28 protein-coding genes are annotated in these 23,261 nt (G+C 31.6%); 23 read left to right on the top strand and 5 right to left on the bottom strand.

What is annotated here, in order from left to right; genetic code table 11:
• Positions 1 to 7: 7 nt before the first annotated feature.
• Together galU and BN1865_RS02965 are read left to right on the top strand one after the other, a co-directional pair.
• Positions 8 to 901, top strand: a complete 894-nt coding sequence (gene galU, locus BN1865_RS02970; protein ID WP_050635777.1) for a UTP--glucose-1-phosphate uridylyltransferase GalU — start codon at positions 8 to 10, stop codon at positions 899 to 901.
• A complete protein-coding gene (locus tag BN1865_RS02965; protein ID WP_050635776.1) occupies positions 901 to 1,377 on the top strand; it encodes a hypothetical protein in 477 nt (158 codons plus the stop codon). Before galU ends, BN1865_RS02965 begins: the two co-directional genes overlap by 1 nt.
• A gap of 20 nt (positions 1,378 to 1,397) precedes the next feature.
• On the opposite strand, the gene BN1865_RS02960 is transcribed toward BN1865_RS02965, so the two are convergent.
• Positions 1,398 to 1,979, bottom strand: coding sequence for a manganese catalase family protein (locus tag BN1865_RS02960; protein ID WP_050635775.1), 582 nt, complete (start codon positions 1,977 to 1,979; stop codon positions 1,398 to 1,400).
• A gap of 18 nt (positions 1,980 to 1,997) precedes the next feature.
• Entirely contained in the window at positions 1,998 to 2,420 is a 423-nt protein-coding gene (locus tag BN1865_RS02955; protein ID WP_050635774.1) for a spore coat protein CotJB, read from the bottom strand.
• A 109-nt stretch (positions 2,421 to 2,529) separates the two neighbouring features.
• Here BN1865_RS02955 and BN1865_RS02950 point away from each other — a divergent pair, with 109 nt between their 5' ends.
• The 4 genes from BN1865_RS02950 (at position 2,530) to BN1865_RS02935 (ending at position 6,185) form a co-directional block, all read left to right on the top strand.
• Positions 2,530 to 2,955 (top strand): hypothetical protein, encoded by a 426-nt coding sequence (locus BN1865_RS02950; RefSeq protein ID WP_050635773.1) that lies wholly within the window; start codon positions 2,530 to 2,532, stop codon positions 2,953 to 2,955.
• A gap of 272 nt (positions 2,956 to 3,227) precedes the next feature.
• Positions 3,228 to 3,566, top strand: coding sequence for a P-II family nitrogen regulator (locus BN1865_RS02945; protein WP_050635772.1), 339 nt, complete (start codon positions 3,228 to 3,230; stop codon positions 3,564 to 3,566).
• An 18-nt stretch (positions 3,567 to 3,584) separates the two neighbouring features.
• Complete coding sequence (locus BN1865_RS02940) at positions 3,585 to 4,838, top strand: ammonium transporter (RefSeq protein WP_050635771.1); 1,254 nt, start codon at positions 3,585 to 3,587, stop codon at positions 4,836 to 4,838.
• Positions 4,839 to 4,910: 72 nt separating this feature from the next.
• On the top strand, positions 4,911 to 6,185 hold the full coding sequence (locus BN1865_RS02935) for an O-acetylhomoserine aminocarboxypropyltransferase/cysteine synthase family protein (protein WP_050635770.1): 1,275 nt from the start codon (positions 4,911 to 4,913) through the stop codon (positions 6,183 to 6,185).
• 27 nt (positions 6,186 to 6,212) lie between these two features.
• Here BN1865_RS02935 and def read toward each other — a convergent pair whose 3' ends face one another.
• Both def and BN1865_RS02925 read right to left on the bottom strand, forming a co-directional pair.
• Positions 6,213 to 6,782 (bottom strand): peptide deformylase, encoded by a 570-nt coding sequence (gene def / locus BN1865_RS02930; protein WP_050635769.1) that lies wholly within the window; start codon positions 6,780 to 6,782, stop codon positions 6,213 to 6,215.
• Positions 6,783 to 6,860: 78 nt separating this feature from the next.
• Complete coding sequence (locus tag BN1865_RS02925) at positions 6,861 to 7,073, bottom strand: hypothetical protein (protein WP_050635768.1); 213 nt, start codon at positions 7,071 to 7,073, stop codon at positions 6,861 to 6,863.
• 123 nt (positions 7,074 to 7,196) lie between these two features.
• Here BN1865_RS02925 and BN1865_RS02920 point away from each other — a divergent pair, with 123 nt between their 5' ends.
• The 12 genes from BN1865_RS02920 (at position 7,197) to BN1865_RS02865 (ending at position 15,496) form a co-directional block, all read left to right on the top strand.
• Positions 7,197 to 7,457, top strand: a complete 261-nt coding sequence (locus tag BN1865_RS02920; protein ID WP_050635767.1) for a UPF0223 family protein — start codon at positions 7,197 to 7,199, stop codon at positions 7,455 to 7,457.
• A complete protein-coding gene (locus BN1865_RS02915; protein WP_050635766.1) occupies positions 7,454 to 8,668 on the top strand; it encodes an FtsW/RodA/SpoVE family cell cycle protein in 1,215 nt (404 codons plus the stop codon). Before BN1865_RS02920 ends, BN1865_RS02915 begins: the two co-directional genes overlap by 4 nt.
• 28 nt (positions 8,669 to 8,696) lie before the next feature.
• A complete protein-coding gene (gene ylbD / locus BN1865_RS02910; protein ID WP_198527229.1) occupies positions 8,697 to 9,005 on the top strand; it encodes a spore coat protein YlbD in 309 nt (102 codons plus the stop codon).
• The gene (locus tag BN1865_RS02905) at positions 8,998 to 9,180 is read left to right on the top strand and encodes a YlbE-like family protein (RefSeq protein ID WP_232780302.1); all 183 of its coding nucleotides are present in this window, start codon (positions 8,998 to 9,000) and stop codon (positions 9,178 to 9,180) included. The genes ylbD and BN1865_RS02905 overlap by 8 nt, the downstream gene beginning before the upstream one ends.
• A gap of 8 nt (positions 9,181 to 9,188) precedes the next feature.
• On the top strand, positions 9,189 to 9,536 hold the full coding sequence (locus BN1865_RS02900) for a YlbF/YmcA family competence regulator (RefSeq protein WP_050635764.1): 348 nt from the start codon (positions 9,189 to 9,191) through the stop codon (positions 9,534 to 9,536).
• A gap of 8 nt (positions 9,537 to 9,544) precedes the next feature.
• On the top strand, positions 9,545 to 10,096 hold the full coding sequence (rsmD, locus tag BN1865_RS02895) for a 16S rRNA (guanine(966)-N(2))-methyltransferase RsmD (protein WP_050635763.1): 552 nt from the start codon (positions 9,545 to 9,547) through the stop codon (positions 10,094 to 10,096).
• Between the two features lie 4 nt (positions 10,097 to 10,100).
• Positions 10,101 to 10,577, top strand: coding sequence for a pantetheine-phosphate adenylyltransferase (gene coaD / locus BN1865_RS02890; RefSeq protein WP_050635762.1), 477 nt, complete (start codon positions 10,101 to 10,103; stop codon positions 10,575 to 10,577).
• A gap of 111 nt (positions 10,578 to 10,688) precedes the next feature.
• Positions 10,689 to 11,561, top strand: coding sequence for an aspartate carbamoyltransferase catalytic subunit (locus tag BN1865_RS02885; protein ID WP_050635761.1), 873 nt, complete (start codon positions 10,689 to 10,691; stop codon positions 11,559 to 11,561).
• Positions 11,554 to 12,828, top strand: coding sequence for a dihydroorotase (locus BN1865_RS02880; protein ID WP_050635760.1), 1,275 nt, complete (start codon positions 11,554 to 11,556; stop codon positions 12,826 to 12,828). The genes BN1865_RS02885 and BN1865_RS02880 overlap by 8 nt, the downstream gene beginning before the upstream one ends.
• A complete protein-coding gene (locus BN1865_RS02875; protein ID WP_050635759.1) occupies positions 12,829 to 13,587 on the top strand; it encodes a dihydroorotate dehydrogenase electron transfer subunit in 759 nt (252 codons plus the stop codon).
• Positions 13,580 to 14,497 carry a dihydroorotate dehydrogenase gene (locus BN1865_RS02870; protein WP_050635758.1) on the top strand — a complete coding sequence of 306 codons (918 nt, stop codon included), beginning with the start codon at positions 13,580 to 13,582 and terminating at the stop codon, positions 14,495 to 14,497. The genes BN1865_RS02875 and BN1865_RS02870 overlap by 8 nt, the downstream gene beginning before the upstream one ends.
• A 117-nt stretch (positions 14,498 to 14,614) precedes the next feature.
• Positions 14,615 to 15,496: a DMT family transporter gene (locus BN1865_RS02865; RefSeq protein ID WP_050635757.1), complete on the top strand. Its 882-nt coding sequence runs from the start codon at positions 14,615 to 14,617 to the stop codon at positions 15,494 to 15,496.
• Here BN1865_RS02865 and BN1865_RS02860 read toward each other — a convergent pair.
• Positions 15,471 to 16,328 carry an NAD(P)-dependent oxidoreductase gene (locus tag BN1865_RS02860; protein WP_050635756.1) on the bottom strand — a complete coding sequence of 286 codons (858 nt, stop codon included), beginning with the start codon at positions 16,326 to 16,328 and terminating at the stop codon, positions 15,471 to 15,473. The genes BN1865_RS02865 and BN1865_RS02860 overlap by 26 nt on opposite strands.
• A gap of 186 nt (positions 16,329 to 16,514) precedes the next feature.
• On the opposite strand from BN1865_RS02860, the gene rpsO reads away from it, so the two are divergent.
• The 5 genes from rpsO to BN1865_RS02835 all read left to right on the top strand — a co-directional run bounded on the left by rpsO (position 16,515) and on the right by BN1865_RS02835 (position 23,236).
• A complete protein-coding gene (gene rpsO, locus BN1865_RS02855; RefSeq protein ID WP_050635755.1) occupies positions 16,515 to 16,781 on the top strand; it encodes a 30S ribosomal protein S15 in 267 nt (88 codons plus the stop codon).
• Positions 16,782 to 16,937: 156 nt separating this feature from the next.
• Complete coding sequence (mgtE, locus tag BN1865_RS02850; protein ID WP_050635754.1) at positions 16,938 to 18,296, top strand: magnesium transporter; 1,359 nt, start codon at positions 16,938 to 16,940, stop codon at positions 18,294 to 18,296.
• A gap of 244 nt (positions 18,297 to 18,540) precedes the next feature.
• Complete coding sequence (gene pnp, locus BN1865_RS02845; RefSeq protein WP_050635753.1) at positions 18,541 to 20,673, top strand: polyribonucleotide nucleotidyltransferase; 2,133 nt, start codon at positions 18,541 to 18,543, stop codon at positions 20,671 to 20,673.
• The gene (locus BN1865_RS02840) at positions 20,666 to 21,235 is read left to right on the top strand and encodes a Maf family protein (RefSeq protein WP_050635752.1); all 570 of its coding nucleotides are present in this window, start codon (positions 20,666 to 20,668) and stop codon (positions 21,233 to 21,235) included. The genes pnp and BN1865_RS02840 overlap by 8 nt, the downstream gene beginning before the upstream one ends.
• Positions 21,236 to 23,236, top strand: coding sequence for a sensor domain-containing diguanylate cyclase (locus BN1865_RS02835; RefSeq protein WP_050635751.1), 2,001 nt, complete (start codon positions 21,236 to 21,238; stop codon positions 23,234 to 23,236).
• Positions 23,237 to 23,261 lie beyond the last annotated feature (25 nt).

The following is a 23,261-nucleotide window of genomic DNA, read 5'->3' as shown; positions in this document are numbered from 1 at the left end:
GATTGTTATGAAAAAACAAAAAGTAAGAAAAGCTGTTATACCGGCAGCAGGACTTGGAACAAGATTTTTACCAGCAACAAAAGCGTTAGCTAAAGAAATGCTTCCAATTGTTGATATTCCAACGATTCAATATATTATTGAAGAGGCGGTAGCAAGTGGTATTGAAGAAGTCTTGGTTATTACAAACAGTAATAAACATGCAATGGAAAATCATTTTGATGTGAACTATGAATTGGAAGAACGTTTGAAAGCATCTGGTAAACATGCTCAGGTTAAATTGATTAGAGATATTGCTGATTTAGCTAATATTTATTATATTCGTCAAAAAGAGCCAAATGGATTAGGGCATGCCATTTTATGTGCAAAAACTTTTATTGGTGATGAACCTTTTGCTGTCTTGTTAGGTGATGATGTTGTTGTGAATAAAAATAGCAAACCTGCTTTACAGCAATTAATTGATGCTTACCAACAGACAAAGTCCTCTGTAGTTGGAGTACAAACCGTTGCTAAAGAAGATGTTTGTAAATATGGAATTGTTGAGCCTGATATGATGCATTCACATAATGGTCGACTTGTTAAACTTTCAAGTATGGTAGAAAAACCATCAGTTGATAAAGCTCCAAGTCAAATGGCAGTATTAGGTAGATATGTTTTAACGCCAGAAATTTTTGAATTATTGGAAACGCAAGAAACTGGTGCAGGAGGAGAAATTCAATTAACCGATGCCATCAAACGATTAATGGATCGTCAGGCTGTTTATGCCTATGATTTTGAAGGTGTTCGTTATGATGTTGGGGATAAGTTTGGTTTTATTAAAGCAACAATTGATTTCGCTTTGGATCGTGAAGAGTTGCATGATCAAGTCCTTGCTTATATTAAACAGATAGCAGGTGAAAACTAATGGCTTTTCAAGATAAATGGAAACAGTATAAAGAACGTCAGGAAGCAAAAAAATATTTTAGATCTCATAATGATCAATTTTTAGATTCATCAGAATGGATTAAAACTATTGGTGGTGGAGTTCTTGTGGCTATTGCAACAGGAATTGTCTTGGCACTCGTTATATCAACTTTGCATATCACATCATCTTTATTTTATTTAATCAGTGCTTATATTATTGCAACTGCAGTGACTAGAATTTCACAGATTCATTCTCAACAAATAGCCATTATATCAGTTGTATTAACATTTTTAGGTTATGTAGTGAGTGAAATAACGATGAGTTATCTCGTTTTGAGTCAACTTGGAATTGATATTGGAATAGCAGCTGTTTTCCAATTCATCATTCCTAGTATAAAAAGCTTATTTGTTGGTGATTTATTTACGACAATAGTTGCTGTTATTGGTTTATTTATAGCTTATGAAATATCAAAATAAAAACCCGATTATTCGGGTTTTTAGCATTTTTGATTAAAATCTGGCTGATAATACTTTTTGACATATTCTTCATATAATTCTCTAAATCTTTCATAGTGAACAATCTCACGTTGTCTCAAGAAAGAAAGCGGGGCGAGAATATCGGGATCATTTGTCTGATCCATAAGATTTTCATAAACTGCTCTTGCTTTTTGTTCTGCTGCCATGTCTTCAGCAATATCGGCAACTGGATCACCTGTCGCAGCAAAATATGCTGCAGTAAAAGGTACACCGTTAGCATCTACTGGATAAAGTGAGCAGCCATGTTCAGTATAATAACTTTGTAATCCTGCAGCTTTAATTTCATCCATAGATGCACCTTGAGTCAATTGATAAACAATTGTAGAGACCATTTCCATATGTCCCAATTCTTCGCTTCCGATATCTGTTAACAATGCTTTTCCTTTTTCATCAGGCATTGTATAACGCTGAGATATATAACGCATTGAAGCTGCTAATTCGCCATTTGGACCTCCAAATTGAGTAATAATATATTTTGCCATCTTTAAATCTTTATTTTTGATTGAAATTGGATATTGCAATTTTTTGCTATAAGTCCACATTCCTTAAATTCCTCCTTTTTAACATTGATATTCCCAAGGCCATGGACCTTGAACCCATTGAAATGGGATTTTGTCTTGACTATCTTTTACAGATAGTGGACCAAACTCTTTTTCAAAAGCATATTTTGCTTCTTTGGCTTTTTTTGCATATTCTGTATAAAGTTGTACCATCCTTTGATTTTGAGGATGCATATCTAAATATAAATTGATTTCATGGGCTACAAAATCATACATTTGTACTTCTAATAAAGCCTGTTGTCTTTTGGTTTGTGGTTGTAAGCAATAGTTAGAGAAACCATGATATGTCATATACAAATCCTTGAAAAGATTTCCTAACATGATTGCTTCTTGTGGATCAAAGAGTTTAGGATTTTTTTCTAAATTTGTCTCAGGCATAAAAAATGGTTGAAAGCAAGTTTGATTATCTTGAAATACGTTCATAATTACCTCCTTCAACATACTATATGTTATGTTTTTTGTTGTGTGAGGACAAGTGTTTATTTTCAGTTCATATTATCTGTTTATAATAAACAAAGGAAAGGGTGATCGTATGAAAGTTCAAGTCGTATATACAGCTCATTGTAAAGATGCTAAATTATTGGCGGAAGATATGGCAAGATATGCGCGAACGTATGCGAAACCTATCTCTGATTTTTGCTTTGATGAAGATATTGATTTATTAGTTATTGGTTTTGAAGAATATCCATGTTTAAAAGATAAAGAACTAGAAGATTTTATTTTACATTTATCTCGTCAACATATTCATAATTTAGCCTTATTTAATTTGTTTTGCTTTAAAAATAAACAAATGGATAAAGTCATTCAGCTTTGTCAAAAACAGGATTTGCCATTAATGAGAGAAACTTACTCATGTAAGAAAAGTTTAAAGTCAAAGATGGTTTTAGATGATGATGTGATTTCAGGTGGAAGAATTTATATAGAGGATATGGTCAATATTTGTAATCATTATTATTGATTTTCAGTATTTGAAAATTTCGTATAATAATAAATTATCAATTTAATAAAAATATATAATTTTACAGAAGTGAGCTGAAAAGTCTCACTTTTTTTGTTATTTCATCATAGTACAATGGATAATAAATGCAATCATTATTTTGGAAATGGCTAAAATACATAATAATTTATTTTTAATATAAAAATAAATTATTGCGTTAATAAAATATTTTGCTATAATGACATCAAGATTTCCAATGAATGGTAATCTAAAAAAAGAAAAGGGGGATTTTTATGAAAAAATTAGAAATCATTATTCGTCCTGAAAAACTTGAAACTTTAAAATTGATTTTAAATGAATTAGAGATTACAGGAATGATGGTTTCCAATGTCATGGGACATGGTAATCAAATGGGTTACACTCAACAATATCGTGGGACAAAATATTCAGTGAATTTAGTTTCTAAATTAAAAGTTGAAACAATTGTCAAAGATAATCAGGTTGAAGCAATTTTAAAAATAGCAAAAGAAAAATTATCAACTGGTCAAGTTGGTGATGGTAAAATTTTTATTTATCATGTTGAAAATGCTATGCGTATACGTACTGGTGAAACTGGAGAAGATGCACTTTAAAGTGAGGGGGATGTTTTTATGTTAGAAGTGACACAATTAATTAATATTGTTTGGGTATTTCTTGGTGCTGTACTTGTTATGTTTATGCAAGCAGGATTTGCCATTTTAGAAACAGGGTTTACACGTCAAAAAAATGCTAACAATGTTTTAATGAAGAATTTAATGGATTTTTCAATTGGATCTATTATTTTCTTAGTTGTTGGTTTTGGGTTGATGTTTGGTGATTCATTCAATGGATTGATAGGAACAAGTGGATTTTTTGATCCTACTACATTGAAATTAGATGCTTTTGATTCATTATCACCAAGTGTCTTTATTTTCTTTCAAACAGTTTTTTGTGCAACGGCAGCAACAATTGTTTCTGGGGCAATGGCTGAAAGAACAAAATTTTCTTCATATTTAATTTATACACTTATTATTTCATTAATTATTTATCCGATTTCTGGACATTGGATTTGGGGTGGAGGATTTTTAAGCAAAATGGGATTTATTGATTTTGCTGGTTCAACTGCGGTACATTCTGTTGGAGGATGGGCAGCGTTAATGGGAGCAATTGTTTTGGGACCTAGAATTGGTAAATATAATGCCGATGGCAGTACCAATGCCATTCCTGGTCACAATATCCCATTAGGAACTTTAGGTGTTTTCATTCTTTGGTTTTGCTGGTTCGGATTTAATCCAGGATCATCTTTAGAAGCAGAAGGTTATGTTGGCCATATTGCTTTGACAACGAATTTATCAGCGTGTGCAGCAGCTATCACAACTTTGTTTCTGACATGGAAACGTTATGGGAAGCCTGATATTTCTATGACTTTAAATGGTGTTTTAGCTGGTTTGGTTGCTATTACTGCTGGTTGTCATATTGTTTCTTTATATGCTTCTATTGTTATAGGTGTTGTTGCTGGATTCCTTGTAACATTTGGAATTGAAATTTTAGATAAAAAATTACATGTTGATGATCCTGTTGGAGCAGTTGGTGTTCATTGTTTAAATGGTGTCTGGGGAACGTTGGCAGTGGGGTTATTTGCTTGTCATACGCCAGCTGCTGATGGTTCGGTTTTAGGTTTATTCTATGGTGGAGGTCTGGATTTATTATTAACTCAGCTTATTGGTGTGGTTAGTGTTGCATTATGGGTGTGTGGAACAAGTTTTCTTATGTTTACATTGATTAAGCATACAATTGGTTTGCGTGTTACGCCTGAAGAAGAAATCAATGGATTAGATATTGGAGAACATGGTTCAGAAGCTTATCCTGATTTTATCAAAAAGTAAAAAAGAGCGAATGCTCTTTTTTTTAATATATCAATATGATACAATACTTTCATTAAGGGGGAATAGAAAATAATGAATAAGAATTATAAATTTGAAACATTACAAATTCATGCTGGTCAAAAACCTGATCCAGTTACAAAAGCAACAGGTGTACCTTTATATCTATCTAATGCATTTACATTTGATGATGCTGATCAGGCAAAGAATATTTTTGCTTTAGAAGAAGGTGGCTATTTCTACTCACGTTTATCTAATCCAACTGTTGATGTTTTACAACAACGTATGGCAGCTTTAGATGGTGGTGTTGGGGCAGTTGCATTTGCCTCAGGAACAGCTGCTATTATGGGTTTGATTATGACAGTTTGTGAAACTGGTGATGAAATTATTGCAGCGAATAATTTATATGGTGGAACGATTGGTTCTTTATCTGGAACAATGAGAGGAATGGGGTTTGTATCTCATTTTGTAAATCCAAGAGATTTAGAAACAATGGAATCACTCATTAATGAAAAAACAAAGCTTATTTTTGTTGAATCTGTTGGCAATCCTAATGGAGATATGCTTGATTTTGATGCAATTAGTGCTATTTGTCAAAAACATCAACTTTTATTTGTCGTAGACAATACAACACCAACACCATATTTATTTAAACCAATTGAACATGGGGCAGATCTGGTTGTTTATTCAACAACAAAATATATTGCAGGACATGGTAATGTCATGGGTGGAATTATTGTTGATAGTGGTCGATTTGATTGGCATAATCCTAGATATCCATTGTTTACAAATCCGGATAAAGCTTATCACGATATTGTTTATGCTGATTTAAATGAAGCTGCTTTTTGTACCAAAGCAATTGCCAAGACATTGCGTGATTTAGGTGGATGTATGACACCATTTAATGCTTATATGACTTTATTAGGTTTAGAGACTTTATCTTTACGTATGGATAAACATGTTGAGAATTCAAGAAAAATTGCTGAATTCTTAAATCAGAATGATGCTGTTGAATGGGTAAGTTATGCTGAATTACCAAAACATGAATCTTATGAATTATGTCAAAAATATTTCCCTCGTGGTTTTGGTGGATTGTTTACATTTGGAGTAAAAGGTGGATTAGATGCTGGGAAGAGCGTTATTAATCATATTGAACTTTTTACACATGTTACAAATTTTGCTGATTCAAGAAGTTTATTGACACATCCAGCTTCAACAACTCATGCCCAAATGAGTGAAGAAGAACGTTTGGCTGGTGGAGTTGAACAGGGAACAATTCGTATTTCTGTAGGATTAGAAAATTCTGAGGATTTAATAGCTGATTTACAGCAGGCATTTGATAAAATATAAAAAAACTATTCACAAAGAATAGTTTTTTTATTCAACAACCATAGCATTTGGAATAGGTGCTTTTGGATGTTCTTTATCAATATGATCGTAAAATAATTTTCCATCAAAATGATCTAACTCATGTTGTAAACAGATAGATAAAAAACCTCTTGCAACAATTGTTATATCCTGTTTTTGAAAAATATCATATCCTTTAACTGTCACTTTTGCATAACGGGGAACATAACCGTCAACATCATCATTGACACTTAAACAACCTTCACCATCTTTAAGATATGATTTTTTTTCCGTATAAGCAACAATTTTTGGATTTACCAAACCATAGTCATCAGTTTTTTTAATATTTCCTTCATCATCATATGTAAGAACATGAATAGCACACATCCTTTTTAAGACACCTACCTGAACAGCGGCTATTCCAACAGCAGGTCTTATCTGATACTTTTCAGACATTTCTTCATCTTGAGAATTCACTAGGAATTCATGCATATCACGCAATAATTGTTCATCCTCTTGACTTAAAGGCATTTCTACTGGTTTTGAAATTTCTCGAATAAGGGGATGATGATCATCAATTATATCTTTCATTAGTAACATTGTCATTTCACCTCGCATGGATTATATTATCATAAAAATAAAAAATATGCTAGAAATCTAGCATATTTTTTATTTTGTTTAGCACATTTTTGTACATCCACAGATGATAAGCAATAAGAAGACAACTAATACGATAGCGAACCAAGTACATCCACTTCCGCCACCAAATCCACCACAACCATAATTCATTGTTGGGTAAGATTGACATCCACCACAACCAAATGGGTTGCAGGCAAATGTTGGCATATAGCTGTTACATCCACAGCCACCATAATTATAACAAGAGTTCATTGAATTCCCTCCTTTCAATTTAACATATTCCTGTTTTACAAAATTGCTAGTGTTTCTACCCAATTCTTATTTTATTTTTATGTAATATCATGTATAATAGGAAAGACAAAGGAAGTGATAGAAATGTATGATTATCCATTAGATCCTTATTGGAGTACACAAGAGATTATTGATGTGATGGCTTTATATAATGCAGTAGAAAAGGCTTATGAAGAAGGCATATCAAAAGAAGAGTTTATGAATTGTTATCGTCAATTTACATATATTGTTGATTCTAAAAGTGAACAAAAGCAAATCGATGCTGCTTTTGAGAAAGTCTCACATTATTCTATATATAAAGTTTTTCAAAAATCAAAAGACAATGATTGGATTGACATGCGATGATTAGTCTTATCAAAAGAATTTTTAAAAGTCGTGGTGTTGATAAAACAATCTATGCATGTGCTGTTATTTTGACTATTTATGGAATTGTTATGATAGGTAGTGCTTCTATTGGACAAACGGTTAAATATGGACCTACATATGCAACAATGAATATGATTAAACAGGGCATATTTGTTATTAGTGGTTTTGGCTTTATGATTTTTTTAACACGTTGTTTTAAAAAAAGTTGGGTGAATTCAACAACAACATGGGTATGGTATTTTATAGGAATTATACTTTTGGTAAGTTGTTTGATGTTTGATGATGTCAATGGTTCACATGCGTGGATTCGTTTTGGATCGTTTACCATTCAGCCAGCTGAATTTATGAAAATTATCATGATTCTCTATTTATCTTTTCATTTTGGTGAAATTGAAGAGTTTTGTCAGATTCCTAAAAATATTTCTAGACAAAAAAAGGAAGAATTACAAAAAAGAAAATTATGGTATTGTGTGGCACGTCCAATTTTAGCTATTTTATTTGCATTTATATTAATTGGTTTTATACAAAAAGATTTAGGGAGCGCATTGATTCTTGGTTTTATCTGTATGATGTTGTTCTTTGTGACTCCAAAAACATATTATTCAAAATATAAAAAACTATCATTAATTGTTTTGGTGATAGGTATTATAGTGGTGATTTTTGGTGCAACTTTTATATTGAAGCCTCACCAGTTGGGAAGAATCAGTACATGGTTAAATCCTTTAGCAGATATTGAAGGAGATGGCTGGCAATTAACAAATGCTTTGGTTGCTTTTTCAAATGGTGGTTTAATTGGTAAAGGTTTTGGTGCTTCACAACAAAAATATGGATTCATTCCTGAATCACATAATGACTTTATTGTTGCGATTATCTATGAAGAATTAGGACTTGTTGGTTTTTTATTGTTTTTGATACCTTATTGTATTATTATATTTAAGATGTTTAATTATGGAATGAAGGTTAAAGATACCAAGAGTAAAATTATCTTATATGGTGTGGGATTGTATTTCTTTACCCATTTATTTGTTAATGTAGGCGGTGTTTCTGGGCTTATTCCAATGACTGGTGTTCCATTATTATTGATATCATCTGGTGGTTCATCAACATGGGCAGGAATGATAGGCTTAGGGATTGCACAATCTATTATTGCTAAATATAATCGAGATATTTTAAAAGAACAAATGGAGTGATTATGCATATTCTAATATAGGTGAGAATATGGAAATAGATGATTTTAAAGCATTTGTAAGAACAATTCCTTCAATTAAGGATGAAGTTGTAAAAGGACGATATACATGGCAGCAATTGTATGAGTTTTATGTTTTATATGGTGCTGATGATAAAATGTGGGAACCATATAAAAAATCACAAGTCGATTTAACTGGTTTATTAGATATTATTAAAAATGTTGATTTAGATGCATTAGCAAAGAGTTTTGAAGGAATTCAAAAAGTATTGGATTTAGTCAGTGGATTTGTTGTGAAAGATGAACCAAAGTCACAAGCAAAGCAATGGTATGATGATTAATGATGAAATTAGGATGTATTTAAGGTTACATCCTAAATGGTATTTAATTCTTTCACGCTATCCACAAGAATTCCCAACGATGTTAGAACAGTATCGTATTGAAAATAAGTTAACATTGGCTGATCGGATTGAAAAAGTAGGAACAATGTTACAGATGTTAGAAATGTTATTATAGGAGACAATATGTATAAAGAAATAGATGATTTGATTAAAGCAATAACAGAAGATGAGATTTTTAAAGAATTTTGTAAAGCAGATCAGTTATTGCATGATGAAAAAACTTTAGCTTTACTATCAAGACACCAAATTGCTCAAGAAGATTATATGCGACTAAAAGCATATCAAAATTCAGATGACTTGGTATCACTTAAAGAAAATTTAAAAGCAATAAATAAAGAAATATCAAATCATCCTCAGATTATGAATTATTATCAAAAATACTATGCATTAAATGAATTGTTAGAATCAGTAACAAAAATTGTATTTGCTGATATTAGTGATGATATTTCTTTAGAAAGATTTGTATTATGAGGTAAAACATGAGAGTTATTGCAGGAAAATATAAGCGACGTCAGTTGAAAACTGTGAATTCACATTTAACAAGACCAACAACTGATAAGAATAAGGAAAATTTGTTTAATATGATTGGTCCTTATTTTAGTGGAGGTATATGCTTAGATTTATTTAGTGGCAGTGGTGGTTTAGGAATTGAAGCGATAAGTCGAGGAATGGATGAACTTTATTGTGTTGATAAGCAATATAAAGCTTATGCAACAATTAAAGAAAATATTCAAAGTCTTAATATTGATGATATAACACATGTTTATAAAATGGATTATCAAAAAGCTTTAGCATTATTTGCTGATGAAAAGATTCACTTTGATTTGGTTTTTTTGGATCCACCTTATGGAATGAAAATCAATGAAAAAATTATTTCTTTCATGGCTGAACATGATATGTTATCGGATGGGTGTCTGATTATTATTGAAGATTTAAAAGAGGAGATTTTCAATGTTTGTGAACCATTCATATTAAAAAAGCAGCAGTCTTATGGTATAACTACACTATGGATTTTAGAATATAAGGAGTAAAAAAATGAAAGCAGTTTATGCAGGAACATTTGATCCAGTTACAAATGGACATTTAGATATTATTGAAAGAGCAAGTCGTATGTATGAACATCTTTATGTAACAATTTTTGACAATCCAGCTAAACAAACAATGTTTGATTTACAAGAAAGATTGTCTTTGTTAAAGGCGGTTACAGAGAAGTTTGATAATGTAACAGTAGATTATAGCAGTGCATTGGCTGTTGAATACGCAAAAGAATTAGGCGCATCTATATTGGTGCGTGGTTTACGTGCAACGATGGATTTTGAATATGAATTGCAATTGGCATTTTCAAATCAATATTTAGATGATAGTGTTGATATGGTCTTTTTAATGACAAGACCTAATCATTCCTATATTTCTTCTTCATCTGTAAAAGAAATTGCTTCTCATCATCACAGTGTTGAAGGATTAGTACCAGATGTCGTAGAAAAAGCATTAAAAACAAAAATAAATGAATAGAATAAATTGTCAAAATATTATACATTTGATATGATATTAAAGATAAAGGTATATCTATTCATAAAAATGAATATACCTCATCAGGTATATTTTTTTTGGAAGGAGACAAAGATGAAAAATATTGTGAATTTAAGTGATTTGAGTCTTAATGAAATTGAGGAATTAATCGATGAAGCTATTGCATTTAAAAATGGTAAAGAGATAGATTATCATCAAAAAAAGGTGGTAGCTAATCTTTTTTTTGAACCATCAACAAGAACGCATTATAGTTTTGATATGGCAGCTGGTAATTTGGGTTGCCGAACTCAAAATTTTGAAGCAAGTAATTCAAGTTTAAAGAAAGGTGAAACACTTTATGATACTTGTAAGTTATTTGAAAGTATTGGGTGCGATGCGTTAGTGATTCGACATACTGATGAGGATTATTATCGTCAATTAACTGGGTTAAAAGTTCCAGTGTTAAATGCTGGTGATGGGAAAGGAAATCATCCTTCACAATCGTTACTAGATTTAATGACAATTAAAGAAGAGTTCGGTCATTTTAAAGGACTAAAAGTTGTCATTGTCGGAGATATTCTGCATTCAAGAGTTGCTCATTCAAATTATGAAGTTATGCAAAGATTGGGTATGACGGTTTATACTTCAGGACCATTAGAATATAAACAAGAAGGTTACAATTATGTCAATTTTGATGATGTGATTGAAGATATGGATGTTGTGATGTTATTGCGTGTACAGCATGAACGACATGCTGGAGATGAGAATTTTTCTAAGGAAAAATATCATGAAATTTATGGATTATCTTTAAAACGATATAATCGTTTAAAAGATACAGCAATTATTATGCATCCAGCACCTTTTAATAGAGATGTAGAAATTAAAGATGAATTGGTAGAAAGTGAGAAGAGTCGTATTTTTACGCAAATGCATAATGGGGTTTATGTAAGAATGGCGATGATTCATAAGGTATTAGAAGATGAATAATTATTTATTAAAAAATGCAAATTTATATAAAGATCAAAAATTCCAGATTGTTGATATTCTTATTGAGAATGGAATCATTACAAAAATTGATGACAATATTCAAAAAGATGTTCTTACATATGATTTAAAAGGGAAAATGGTTTCACATAATTTTATTGATATGCATGTTCATTTAAGAGAACCAGGATTTGAACATAAGGAAACCATAGCAACTGGAAGTTTAAGTGCTTTATATGGTGGTTATGGAACAATTGTAGCGATGGCCAATACCCAGCCTTGCATGGATAATTTAGATACAGTTCATGATTTTGAAAAGAGAGTAGAAAAAGATGGTCATGTGAATGTTTATACTTATAGTGCGATTACAAAAGGTTTACAAGGTAAAGAATTAGTAGATATGGCTCATCTTGTTGAAGAAGATATTGTTTTAGGTTTTTCCGATGATGGAAAAGGGGTTCAAAGTGATGAAATGATGGATTTAGCAATGCAATTAGCGAGTAATGTTGATTCAATCATTGTTGCTCATTGTGAGGATGAAAGCGAACTTCATGGGGGATGTATTCATGATGGGATTTATGCTAAGGAACATGGTTTAACTGGAATTAATAGTGCTTCTGAATATAAACAAGTTGAAAGAGATTTAGAACTTGTTCGTCATTATCAGAATCGCTATCATGTTTGTCATATTTCTACAAAGGAAACTGTTGACTTGTTAAGACAAGCAAAACATGAAGGATTGCCTGCTTCTGGAGAAGCATCACCACATCATTTGATTTTGACTGAAGAAAATATCAAAGATTGTCATCCTAATTATAAAATGAATCCGCCACTTCGTTCAAAAGCGGATCATCAGGCATTAATTAAGGGACTTAATGATCAGACAATTAAAGTGATTGCGACTGATCATGCTCCTCATGCAAGAGAAGAAAAGAATCGTCCTATTCAAGATGCACCATTTGGAATTATTGGCATTCAACATGCTTTTCCATTGTTATATACATATTTAGTGAAGAAAGATGTTGTTTCATTAGAGACGATTTTAGATGCTCTTACAATAGGACCGGCTCACGTATTGAGATTAAAAGGAACGGTTGATGAAGGGGATGTTGCTAATCTATGTGTTTTTGATTTGGAACAATCATTTGAAATTCTAGAAAAAGATATAAAGTCTAAATCTATCAATACACCATTTCTTAATGTTCAGTGTTATGGCAAGATAATAGCAAATATTATTAATGGAAAAATGATGAAAATGGAGGAGATGTAAGTGGCTCATTATCAGGGAATGATGACAATTGTGTCAAAAAAAGAATTAGTTTCAGATGTTTATGAAATGGTTTTAGAGGGAGAGGCTGCCTCATATATTACAAATCCAGGACAATTTATTAACATTAAAATTAATGACTCTTTACAGCCTTATTTAAGAAGACCAATGAGTATTTGTGATTATGATCATCAACATATAACGATTATTTTTAGAGTTGTTGGTGAAGGTACAAAAATTTTAACCCAAAAACAAATTGGTGATCAATTAGATTGTTTAACAGGTTTGGGGAATGGTTTTGAAGATATGTCATGTCAGCATGCTGTTGTGATTGGGGGAGGATTAGGTGTTCCGCCAATGTATAACTTAACAAAAAAATTATTGTCAAAAGGAACAAAAGTAACTGCTATTTTAGGTTTTAATACAAAAGAGGCTGTTTTTTATCAGAAAGAATTTGAAGCATTATGTCCGACTTTCATCGCTACAATGGATGGCAGTTTGGGTGAAAAAGGAACTGTTGTTGATGTTTTAAAAGCACATCATTTTGATATGGATATTTATTATGCATGTGGTCCTGAAAAGATGCTAGATGCATTGGTTATGTCATATCCAGATCAGGGATATCTCTCATTTGAAGCGCGCATGGGATGCGGTTTTGGTGCGTGTATGGGATGTTCATGTAAAGTCAAAACCAAACCGTATAAAAGAATTTGTGTAGAAGGACCAGTATTACATTCAAGTGAGGTGATCGTCAATGGCTAATTTAAGAGTTCAATTACCAGGACTAGATATGAAAAATCCTGTAATTCCTGCCAGTGGAACTTTTGGCTTTGGGTATGAGTTTGCTAAATTTTATGATATTAATGTTTTAGGTTCGATGATGTTGAAAGGAACCACTCTCGAACCACGTTATGGAAACCCATTGCCTCGCATTGCTGAGGGACCAAGTGGTTTGTTAAATGCAATCGGATTACAGAATCCTGGTGTTGAAGCCGTTTTGCATGAAGAATTAGAAAAACTCAAACCATTATATCATGATAAAGTCATTGCTAATATTGGCGGAAGTGCACCGGAAGATTATGTAGAAACTGCTAAAAGATTATCGGCACATGATATGGTTGGAGCATTAGAATTAAATATTTCTTGTCCAAATGTTCATTGTGGTGGTATTCAGTTTGGAACGAATCCAGAAATGGCTGCTGAATTAACACGTGCTGTAAAGGCCGTCAGTAAAAAACCAGTATATGTTAAACTTTCTCCAAACGTGACAGATATTGTGGCAATGGCAAAAGCTGTTGAAGAGGCTGGTGCAGATGGTATTACAATGATCAACACAATGATAGGAATGCGTTTTGATATTAAGAGTGGCAAACCTATTATTGCCAATAAAACAGGTGGCTATAGTGGACCAGCAATTTTCCCAGTTGCTTTGAGAATGGTTTATCAGGTTACTCAGGCAGTTGATATTCCAGTTATTGGGATGGGTGGAATTAGCAGTGGTAAGGATGCTATTGAAATGATGATTGCTGGAGCAAGTGCTGTAGCTGTGGGATGTCAAAATCTTGTGGATCCTTATGCATGTCCTAAAATCATTCAAGAAATGAATGATATCCTTGATGAAATGGGAATTCAGGATATCAATGAGATTGTTGGAAAATCACATCAATATTAAGAAGCAAAATGAACCTCATTATACGATGGTTCATTTTATTTCTATCAAATATTATTCATAAAAAATTTTTTGACTTTTAAATATTATAAAAAGGTGCATACTATTTTAGGTGATAAAATGTCTATTTATGTACAACTTCTATTAGCAAGCTTTTTTTGGGGAAGTAATGTTATTGTTATGAAGCTTTTATTGCATGAAATTCCCTTTTTATTATTGGCAACTATGCGTGTTTTTTTATCATTTGTTTTTTTAGGTGGATATTTAGCATGGAAAAAAATATCTTTTCAATATGATTATCAAAAAAAAGCTTTGATTATTGGTATTTTAGCTATTTATTTAAATTTCTTTTTTACTTTTTTAGGTATGAATGAAGTGAAGGGTATTGATAATGCTTTTATGAATGCATTAGCACCTATATTAACTTTTGTGTTTTCTATCTTATTGTTAAAACAAAAAGGGAGTCAAAAAGAATATATAGCAATTTGTCTTACTGTTTTTGCTTTTTTACTCTCGATTCGTTTTCAGATTTTTTCTATTAAGATTGGTTTTTGGTATTTGTTTATAGGTATGCTTTTATATATGTTGGCCAATGTTTTTATTCAAAAATGGAACTTACACAATTGTTTAACATTATCTTTTTATGAGTTATTATATGGTTTTATCTTTTTAAGTATTCATTGTTATTATAAGGGACAATTGCATTTTGAACCATTATTACAAATATCACTTTTTCATTGGTTATTATTTATCATCATTTCAGGAATTGGTTTTGCTTATATTCAAGTCATTTATATGAAATCTATTGGAACAATAGGAGCATTAAAAACAAGCTTTTTTTTGAGTTTGAATCCTATTATTACTTATTTTGAATCACTCTTTTTTTTAAATGAAAAATTTGATTGGTTACATTTCATTGGATTTATTTTATTAGCATTAGCCATTTATATGATTAAAGGTCAAAAAGAAAAAAGAACTACTCTTTTTCATAATAATGAATAAGAGCTTGTGTTCCTTTATCATTTTCATTGAGATTTTCATACATTTTTAATACTTGATCTAAAACTTGGAGATGTGTACTATGAATACTCATCTCTTTTTGAGCAATTTTCATATCCTTAATAAAATGTTTAATATAGAATCCTGGCTCAAAATTCTCTTCGATGATAGCTTGTCCATTATGTTCCAACTGCCAACTTGCAGCTGCTCCATGGCTTATACATTGCATCATTATGTTTGTGTCTAGATTCATTGTATGCGCATAATGAATAGCTTCTACAACACTTGCGATAGTTCCAGCTATTACAATTTGATTGGCCATTTTTGTGTGTTGACCCATCCCAGCTTCACCAACATGATGAATTGATTGACCAATACTTTCAAATAAAGCTTTTGCCTGATGAAAAGCATTCAAATCACCACCAACCATGATTGAAAGGGTTGCCTTTTGAGCACCGATATCGCCACCAGATACAGGAGCATCTAAACTATTTAACCCAGCTGATTTGGCATCAGCATAAATTCTTTGTGCTAGAGCAGGTGAGGAAGTTGTAAAGTCGATTAAGAGTGCACCTTTTTTAGCATTTTGAATGATGCCATCTTGACCATAATAAACATCCTCAACATCATGAGGATAACCTACCATTGTCATAATCACATCTTGATTTTTTACACACTCTTTTACATTATCTTTCCAAAAAATGCCTTCATCAATTAAATCAATGACTTTTTCTTTTGTTCTTGTGTAGATGGTCACACTATAGCCAGCTTTTTGTAAATTTCTAACCATAGATTTCCCCATCACACCAACGCCTATAAATCCAATTTTTTGCATAATATATCTCCTAATTGTATTTATTTTAACATGTTTTCAAGTGCTTGAAAAGAATAGAATTTGACTCCAAAAAAATCTTGACTTCTGTATAATATCCTTTATAATAACTAGTGCGGCTATATCTAGGATATAAGAGTCCTCGACCTATACCTTGGAAATAGCTAAGTTAAATAAGGAGGAAAGAAAATGTTAACTAAAGAAGAAAAAACTGCTATTATTAAAGAATATGCAACTAAAGAAGGAGATACTGGTTCTCCAGAAGTACAAATCGCTGTATTAACTGCTGATATTAATAAGTTAAATGGACATTTCAAAGTTCATAAAAAAGATCATCATTCAAATAGAGGTCTTTTAAAGAAAATCGGTAGAAGAAGAGATTTATTAAAATATTTAAAAAATAAAGATATTGATAGATATACAGCATTGGTTGACAGATTAGGATTAAGAAGATAAAAGATATTCAAAAAAAGAATATCTTTTTTTCTTTTTCTCGTTTATAATAATGATAGATTTTGTCATGAAAGGATGTGATTTGTATGTTTTATGGTAATAATGATGTTCCTGAGCCGTTATCCGTTATATATACAATAATATCTTGGAGGGACAATTATGGAAAAAAGAATAGAAGAATTAGAAATTCAAATTAAGGATTTATTGAATAATAAAAAATATCATCAAATTAGAGAATTATTAGTTGATTTAAATGAAGCAGATATTGCTGAAATCATTGAAACAATAGATAATCGAGAAGATGTTGTTCGTTTGTTTAGATTATTACCTAAAGATAGTGCAGCTGATGTTTTCTCATATATTCCAGTAGAATATGAACAAATGATTATAGAATCATTAACAAATCGTGAAATTGGACAAATTATGAATGATTTGTATTCTGATGATGCTGTTGATATGCTTGAAGAGATGCCAGCGAATGTTGTAAAGCGTGTTTTAGCAGCAACAGATAAAGAAACGCGTCAAGATATCAATAGTTTGTTAAAATATCCTGAGGATTCAGCTGGAAGTATCATGACTGTTGAGTTTGTTGATTTACGCGCTTATATGAGTGTAAGTGATGCTATTGAACGTATTCGTCAAATTGGACTTGATAAAGAAACAATTAATGTTTGCTATGTCACTGATGCGAGAAAGCATCTGTTAGGGATTGTGACATTAAGAGAAATCATTTTGGCAAGTGAAGATGAAAATATCAAAGAATTAATGACAGAAAATGTGATTACTGTTCATACATTAGATGATCAAGAAGAAGTTGCAAAACAATTCCAAAAATATGATTTTGCAGCTATGCCAGTTGTTGATAATGAAAATAGATTAGTTGGTATTATTACAGTCGATGATGTTATGGATATATTAGAAGAAGAAGCAACAGAAGATATTGAAATGATGGCAGCCATTACACCAACTGATCAGCCTTATATGAAAACAAGTGTTTTTGAAACTTATAAAAAACGTATTCCATGGCTTTTATTATTAATGATATCGGCTTCTATCACTGGAAAAATCATTCAGGGTTTTGAAACAGCATTGTCTACATATGTTATCTTAACTGCTTTTATTCCCATGTTAATGGATACAGGAGGAAATTGTGGTTCACAGGCATCTGTTTCTGTTATTCGTGCCTTATCTTTAGATGAAGTAGAATTTAAAGAACTGCCAATGGTTATTTGGAAAGAAATGAAGGTTTCGATTATTGTTGGAGGCACTTTAGCTATTGCTAATTTTGTAAAAATTTTATTGATTGATCAGACAACGACATTGGTTGCATTTGTGGTTTGTCTCACTTTATTTGTGACAGTTGTTGTTGCTAAATTAGTGGGATGTATTCTACCGATTTTGGCTGATAAAATTGGTTTTGATCCAGCAGTTATGGCAAGTCCGTTTATTACAACAATTGTTGATGCATTATCATTGCTGGTTTATTTTAATGTTGCTGGTATTTTTCTAGGAATATAAAGGTAGATTTGAATAATGATGTTTGTTATAAAATAATGTTTTTGATTGCTTTTAAAATAAAGTATATGTTTATCTTATGAAATGTTAATAGTTATTTTTTATCAACATTTGATGAATTTGGGAAAGAAACAATGAAAATTGTTTCTTTTTCTTGAATGATTGTAGAATATCTCAAAATAAATGTTTTGTTATTAAGACAATTTATGCTATAATGACTAGGATAATGAAGAGGTGGAAATATAATATGTCAAAACAAGTATTTAGTTTAGAGTTTTATGGAAAGACATTAACTGTAGAAACAGGAGAATTAGCTAAACAGGCAAATGGTTCTGTTTTGGTGAGATATGATGATACGGTTATTTTGTCTACAGCAGTTGCGGGTAAAGAACCAAAGGATGTGGATTTTTTCCCATTAACAGTTACATATGAAGAAAAGTTATATTCTGTAGGAAAAATTCCTGGAGGATTTTTAAAACGTGAAGGTCGTCCAAGTGAACATGGGACATTAACAGCACGTATGATTGATAGACCAATTCGTCCTTTATTTGCTGATGGATTTAGAAATGAAGTACAAGTTGTGAATACAGTATTGTCAGTTGATCAGGATGCATCTCCAGAAATGGCTGCAATGTTTGGAGCATCACTGGCACTATGTTTATCAGATATTCCTTTCAATGGTCCTATTGCTGGTGTCAATGTTGGATTAATTGATGGTGAGTTTACAATTAATGCCGGACCAGAGGATATGGAAAGAAGTTTAATTAATCTTGAAGTGGCAGGAACAAAAGAAGCTATTAATATGGTTGAAGCAGATGCTAAAGAAGTTGATGAAGATACTATGCTTAATGCTTTAATGTTTGGTCATGAAAAAATCAAGGAATTAATTGCTTTCCAAGAAAAAGTTGTTGAAGCTTGTGGAAAAGAAAAAATTGAAATTCCTTTATTTGAATTAGATGCTGCAATTGTTGAAGAAGTAGAAGCTTTAGCTAAAGAAAAAATGATTAAAGCTGTGTCTATACCAGGTAAATTAGAAAGATATGGTGCAATTGATGATATTAATGCAGAGGTTGTAGCGTTATTTGAAGAAAGAGAATATGCTGATTTTAAAGAAGAAGCAAATGTTATTAAACAAGTCAAAATGGTTTTACATGATTTAGAAAAAGATGAAGTAAGAAGATTAATTACTGAAGATAAAATAAGACCAGATGGAAGAAAAATTGATGAAGTGCGTCCATTAAATGCACAAGTGGATTTATTACCAAGAGTTCACGGTTCAGCGTTATTTACACGTGGAGAAACACAAGTGCTTTCAGTGTGTACTTTAGGTGCATTAGGTGAACATCAAAAAATTGATGGTTTAGGATTAGAAGATCAAAAGAGATTTATGCATCATTATAACTTCCCTCCATATTCTGTAGGTGAAACAGGAAGAATGGGTGCCCCAGGACGTCGTGAAATTGGTCATGGAGCATTAGGTGAAAGAGCTTTGGCACAAGTTATTCCAAGTGAAGATGAGTTCCCATATACAATCCGTGTAGTTTCTGAAGTCTTAGAATCAAATGGTTCATCATCACAAGCATCTATTTGTGCTTCATCTATGGCATTAATGAGTGCAGGGGTACCAATTAGCAATCCAGTAAGTGGTGTTGCTATGGGACTTGTTAAAAAAGGTGATAGCTATACTATCTTAACTGATATTCAAGGAATGGAAGATCATTTAGGAGATATGGATTTCAAAGTTGCTGGAACAAAAAAAGGTATCTGTGCTTTACAAATGGATATTAAAATTGATGGAATTACAAAAGAAATCTTGCAGGAAGCTTTAATTCAAGCAAAAGCTGGACGTCAACAAATTATGGATTGTATGTTAGGTGCTATTGATAAACCAAGAAATCAATTAAGTCCATATGCACCAAAAGTCTTTATGATGAAAATTGATCCAGACCAAATTAAAGATGTGATTGGCCCAGGTGGTAAGAATATCAATGAAATCATTGAAAAATCAGATGATGTTAAAATTGATATTGAACAAGATGGACGTGTTACAATTTATCATTTTGATCAAGAAGCAATTGAAAAAGCAGCTAAACTCATTGAAAATATTGTACGTAAAGCTGAAGTTGGTGAAATCTATGATGGTAAAGTTGTCCGTGTAGAAGATAAATTTGCGTTTGTTGAATTATTTGAAGGTACAAACGGCTTCTTACATGTTGGAGATGTGGCTCATGAAAGAATCAATAAAGTTTCAGACGTTTTAAAATTAGGTGATGTTGTGAAAGTAAAGGTTACAAAAATTACAGATAAGGGTGTTAATGTTTCACGCAAAGCATTGCTTCCTAAACCAGTAGCACCAAAGGAAGAAAAATCTGGTGAATAAAATTATTTTAGCATCTTCGTCGCCAAGACGACGTGAATTGTTAAAAAGAGAGGGCATCGATTTTATAATCGATGCTTCTTCTATTGATGAAATTATGGATCAATCATTACCTATTTCTAAAAGAATGACTCAATTAGCAGCTGATAAAGCCTATCCAATTCATCAAAAATATCCAAATGATATTGTCATTGGAGCAGATACAATTGTTTATTTTAATGAGCAAATCATTGGCAAAGCAAAAGATGAAGAAGCTGCCAGAAAGATACTTCTAATGTTGTCAGGGAAACAACATACTGTTTATACTGGTGTTGCCATTTATTTTGGTAAAGAATTGTACACTTTTGTCGAAAAAACAATAGTCTGTTTTAAAGATATCTCATCACTGATTGATGACTATATTGCTTCGGGTCAATGGCAGGGCAAAGCTGGTGCCTATGGGATTCAAGGAAGTGCAGATTGTTTTGTTGATTATATTATTGGTGATAAAGATAATGTCATTGGATTACCTGTTAAAAAAGTTAAAGAAATCTTAAAAGAATTTGAAAATCAGTCTCATCATTAGATGAGATTTTTTGATGGATTTTCAAATATTCAAAAATGTGATATGATTAATAAAGAAACATCATTGTTGAATCGGGGTATAACTATGCAGAAAATAATTCGAAAATATTTGTTGTTGATTATGATTGTAGCTATGATTGTTATTTTAATGTTCCATTATAATGCAGTGGGAATAACGCTTGTCAATGAGAAACAACGTTCTTTTCAAAATAAAATGGATCAAATGATTTCAGTTGTTCAAAATAATGATTTAGAATTAACAACTTTAACAGAAAGTTTAAATGAGGATTATTTGACACGTGCGAAAGCTTTCTCCTATATGATTCAAAAAGATGCCAGTATTCTTAAGAAAACAAATGAATTAAATCAGATCTTAAAATTATTAAATGTTGATGAATTGCATGTCACCAATGATAAAGGAATTATCGTTTATTCAACCGTTTCAAAATATGTTGGTATTGATTTCCATGATGGAAAACAGACCAGTGAATTCTTATCAATTCTTGAAAATGATTCTCAGGATAGTTATCTTATTCAAGAGATGCAGCCAAATACAGCAGAAGAGAAAATGATGCAATATGTAGGTGTTTCAAGGCCGGATGAAAAAGGAATTGTGCAAGTAGGATTAGAACCAGCACGACTGATAGAAGCTAAAAAGCGAAATACTTATGCTTATATATTTGCCAATATTCCTACGGATACAGGTGAGAGCTTATTTGCTATTGATAGTAATACAGGTGAACTTCTTGCTCATACTGATGAAAAATATGCCAAAACTGATAATATTGAAGAATTAGGTGTAACACAAACTGATTTTCAGTCAGCTACAGACGGAAAGTTTCTCACTGTTGATCAAAAGAAACGTTATATTTTAACCCAAGAATTTGATAACATTATTTTTGGGGTTGGAATTCCAGAAGAAGTATTATATGCAACACGTTTGCGTGAGACATTAACTTTTGCATTTTATCTTTTATTAATTTATGTTGTTTCATTAATTGTTGTTAATCAAATTGTTAATCGCTATATTATTAGTGGTGTTCATGAGATTATTGATGATTTACATGATATTCAAAAAGGACATTTGGATCGTATGGTTGATGTGAAAACAGCACCTGAATTAGAAACGTTAAGTCAAGATATTAATGCAATGATAGAAGGAATTCTTAATGCAACAGTTAAAGTTTCACAAATCATTGAAATGACGGATGTCCCAATTGCTGCTTTTGAATGCCGTCAGGATGTTCAAAATGTTCTCGTTACATCACGTTTAAAAAATCTTTTACATCTTGATGACGAAGAAGCCAAAAAGTTATTTGCAGATAAAAGACTTTTCTTAGAAAAGTTGGAAAGTATTTTACAAAATGAAGTTGATATCAATACTTATTGTCTTAAAGATCAATATTATGTCAAAATTCATGTTGTCTATGAAGATGATATTTTAGGTACTTGTGAAGATGTGACACAAGATTATTTGCAACGTTGTCAACTCAGATATAAATCTGAACATGATGCTTTAACTCATCTTTTCATATATAAAGCATTTATTCAACAAGTCGAAAAAATATTAATTTCTAATCATGAATTAAAATGTGCTGCTGCAATTATGCTGGATTTGGATGACTTTAAACAAATTAATGATATGTACGGTCACGATTTTGGAGATATTTATTTAACAAAGTTTGCTTATTTCTTAAATATGTTTGCACCAGACTGTTCTCTACTGTCGCGACGTTCAGGTGATGAATTTTGTATGTTTTTATATAATTTTGAAAATACAAAAGATATTGTTAATTTTGTTGAGCAATTATGGAATGAAATGTCAAAGGTTAAATTAACATTATTGCAGCATCCTGATGTCTATTTACATGCTTCAGGAGGATTGGCTTGGATAGATTCTAAGAGAAATATTTGGGAAGTTATGCATGTTGCTGATGAAATGCTATATAAAGCAAAGAATCAGCAGAAGGGAAACTGCTTTATTGAAGAAAAAGATTTTTAGAAATATTGCTTTTTCTTACAAAAAT

The organism is Candidatus Stoquefichus sp. SB1, assembly GCF_001244545.1.
GTDB lineage: Bacteria > Bacillota_I > Bacilli_A > Erysipelotrichales > Coprobacillaceae > Stoquefichus.
Note: the sequence above shows the minus strand (reverse complement) of the source record. Positions and strands in the feature narration are given on the sequence as shown.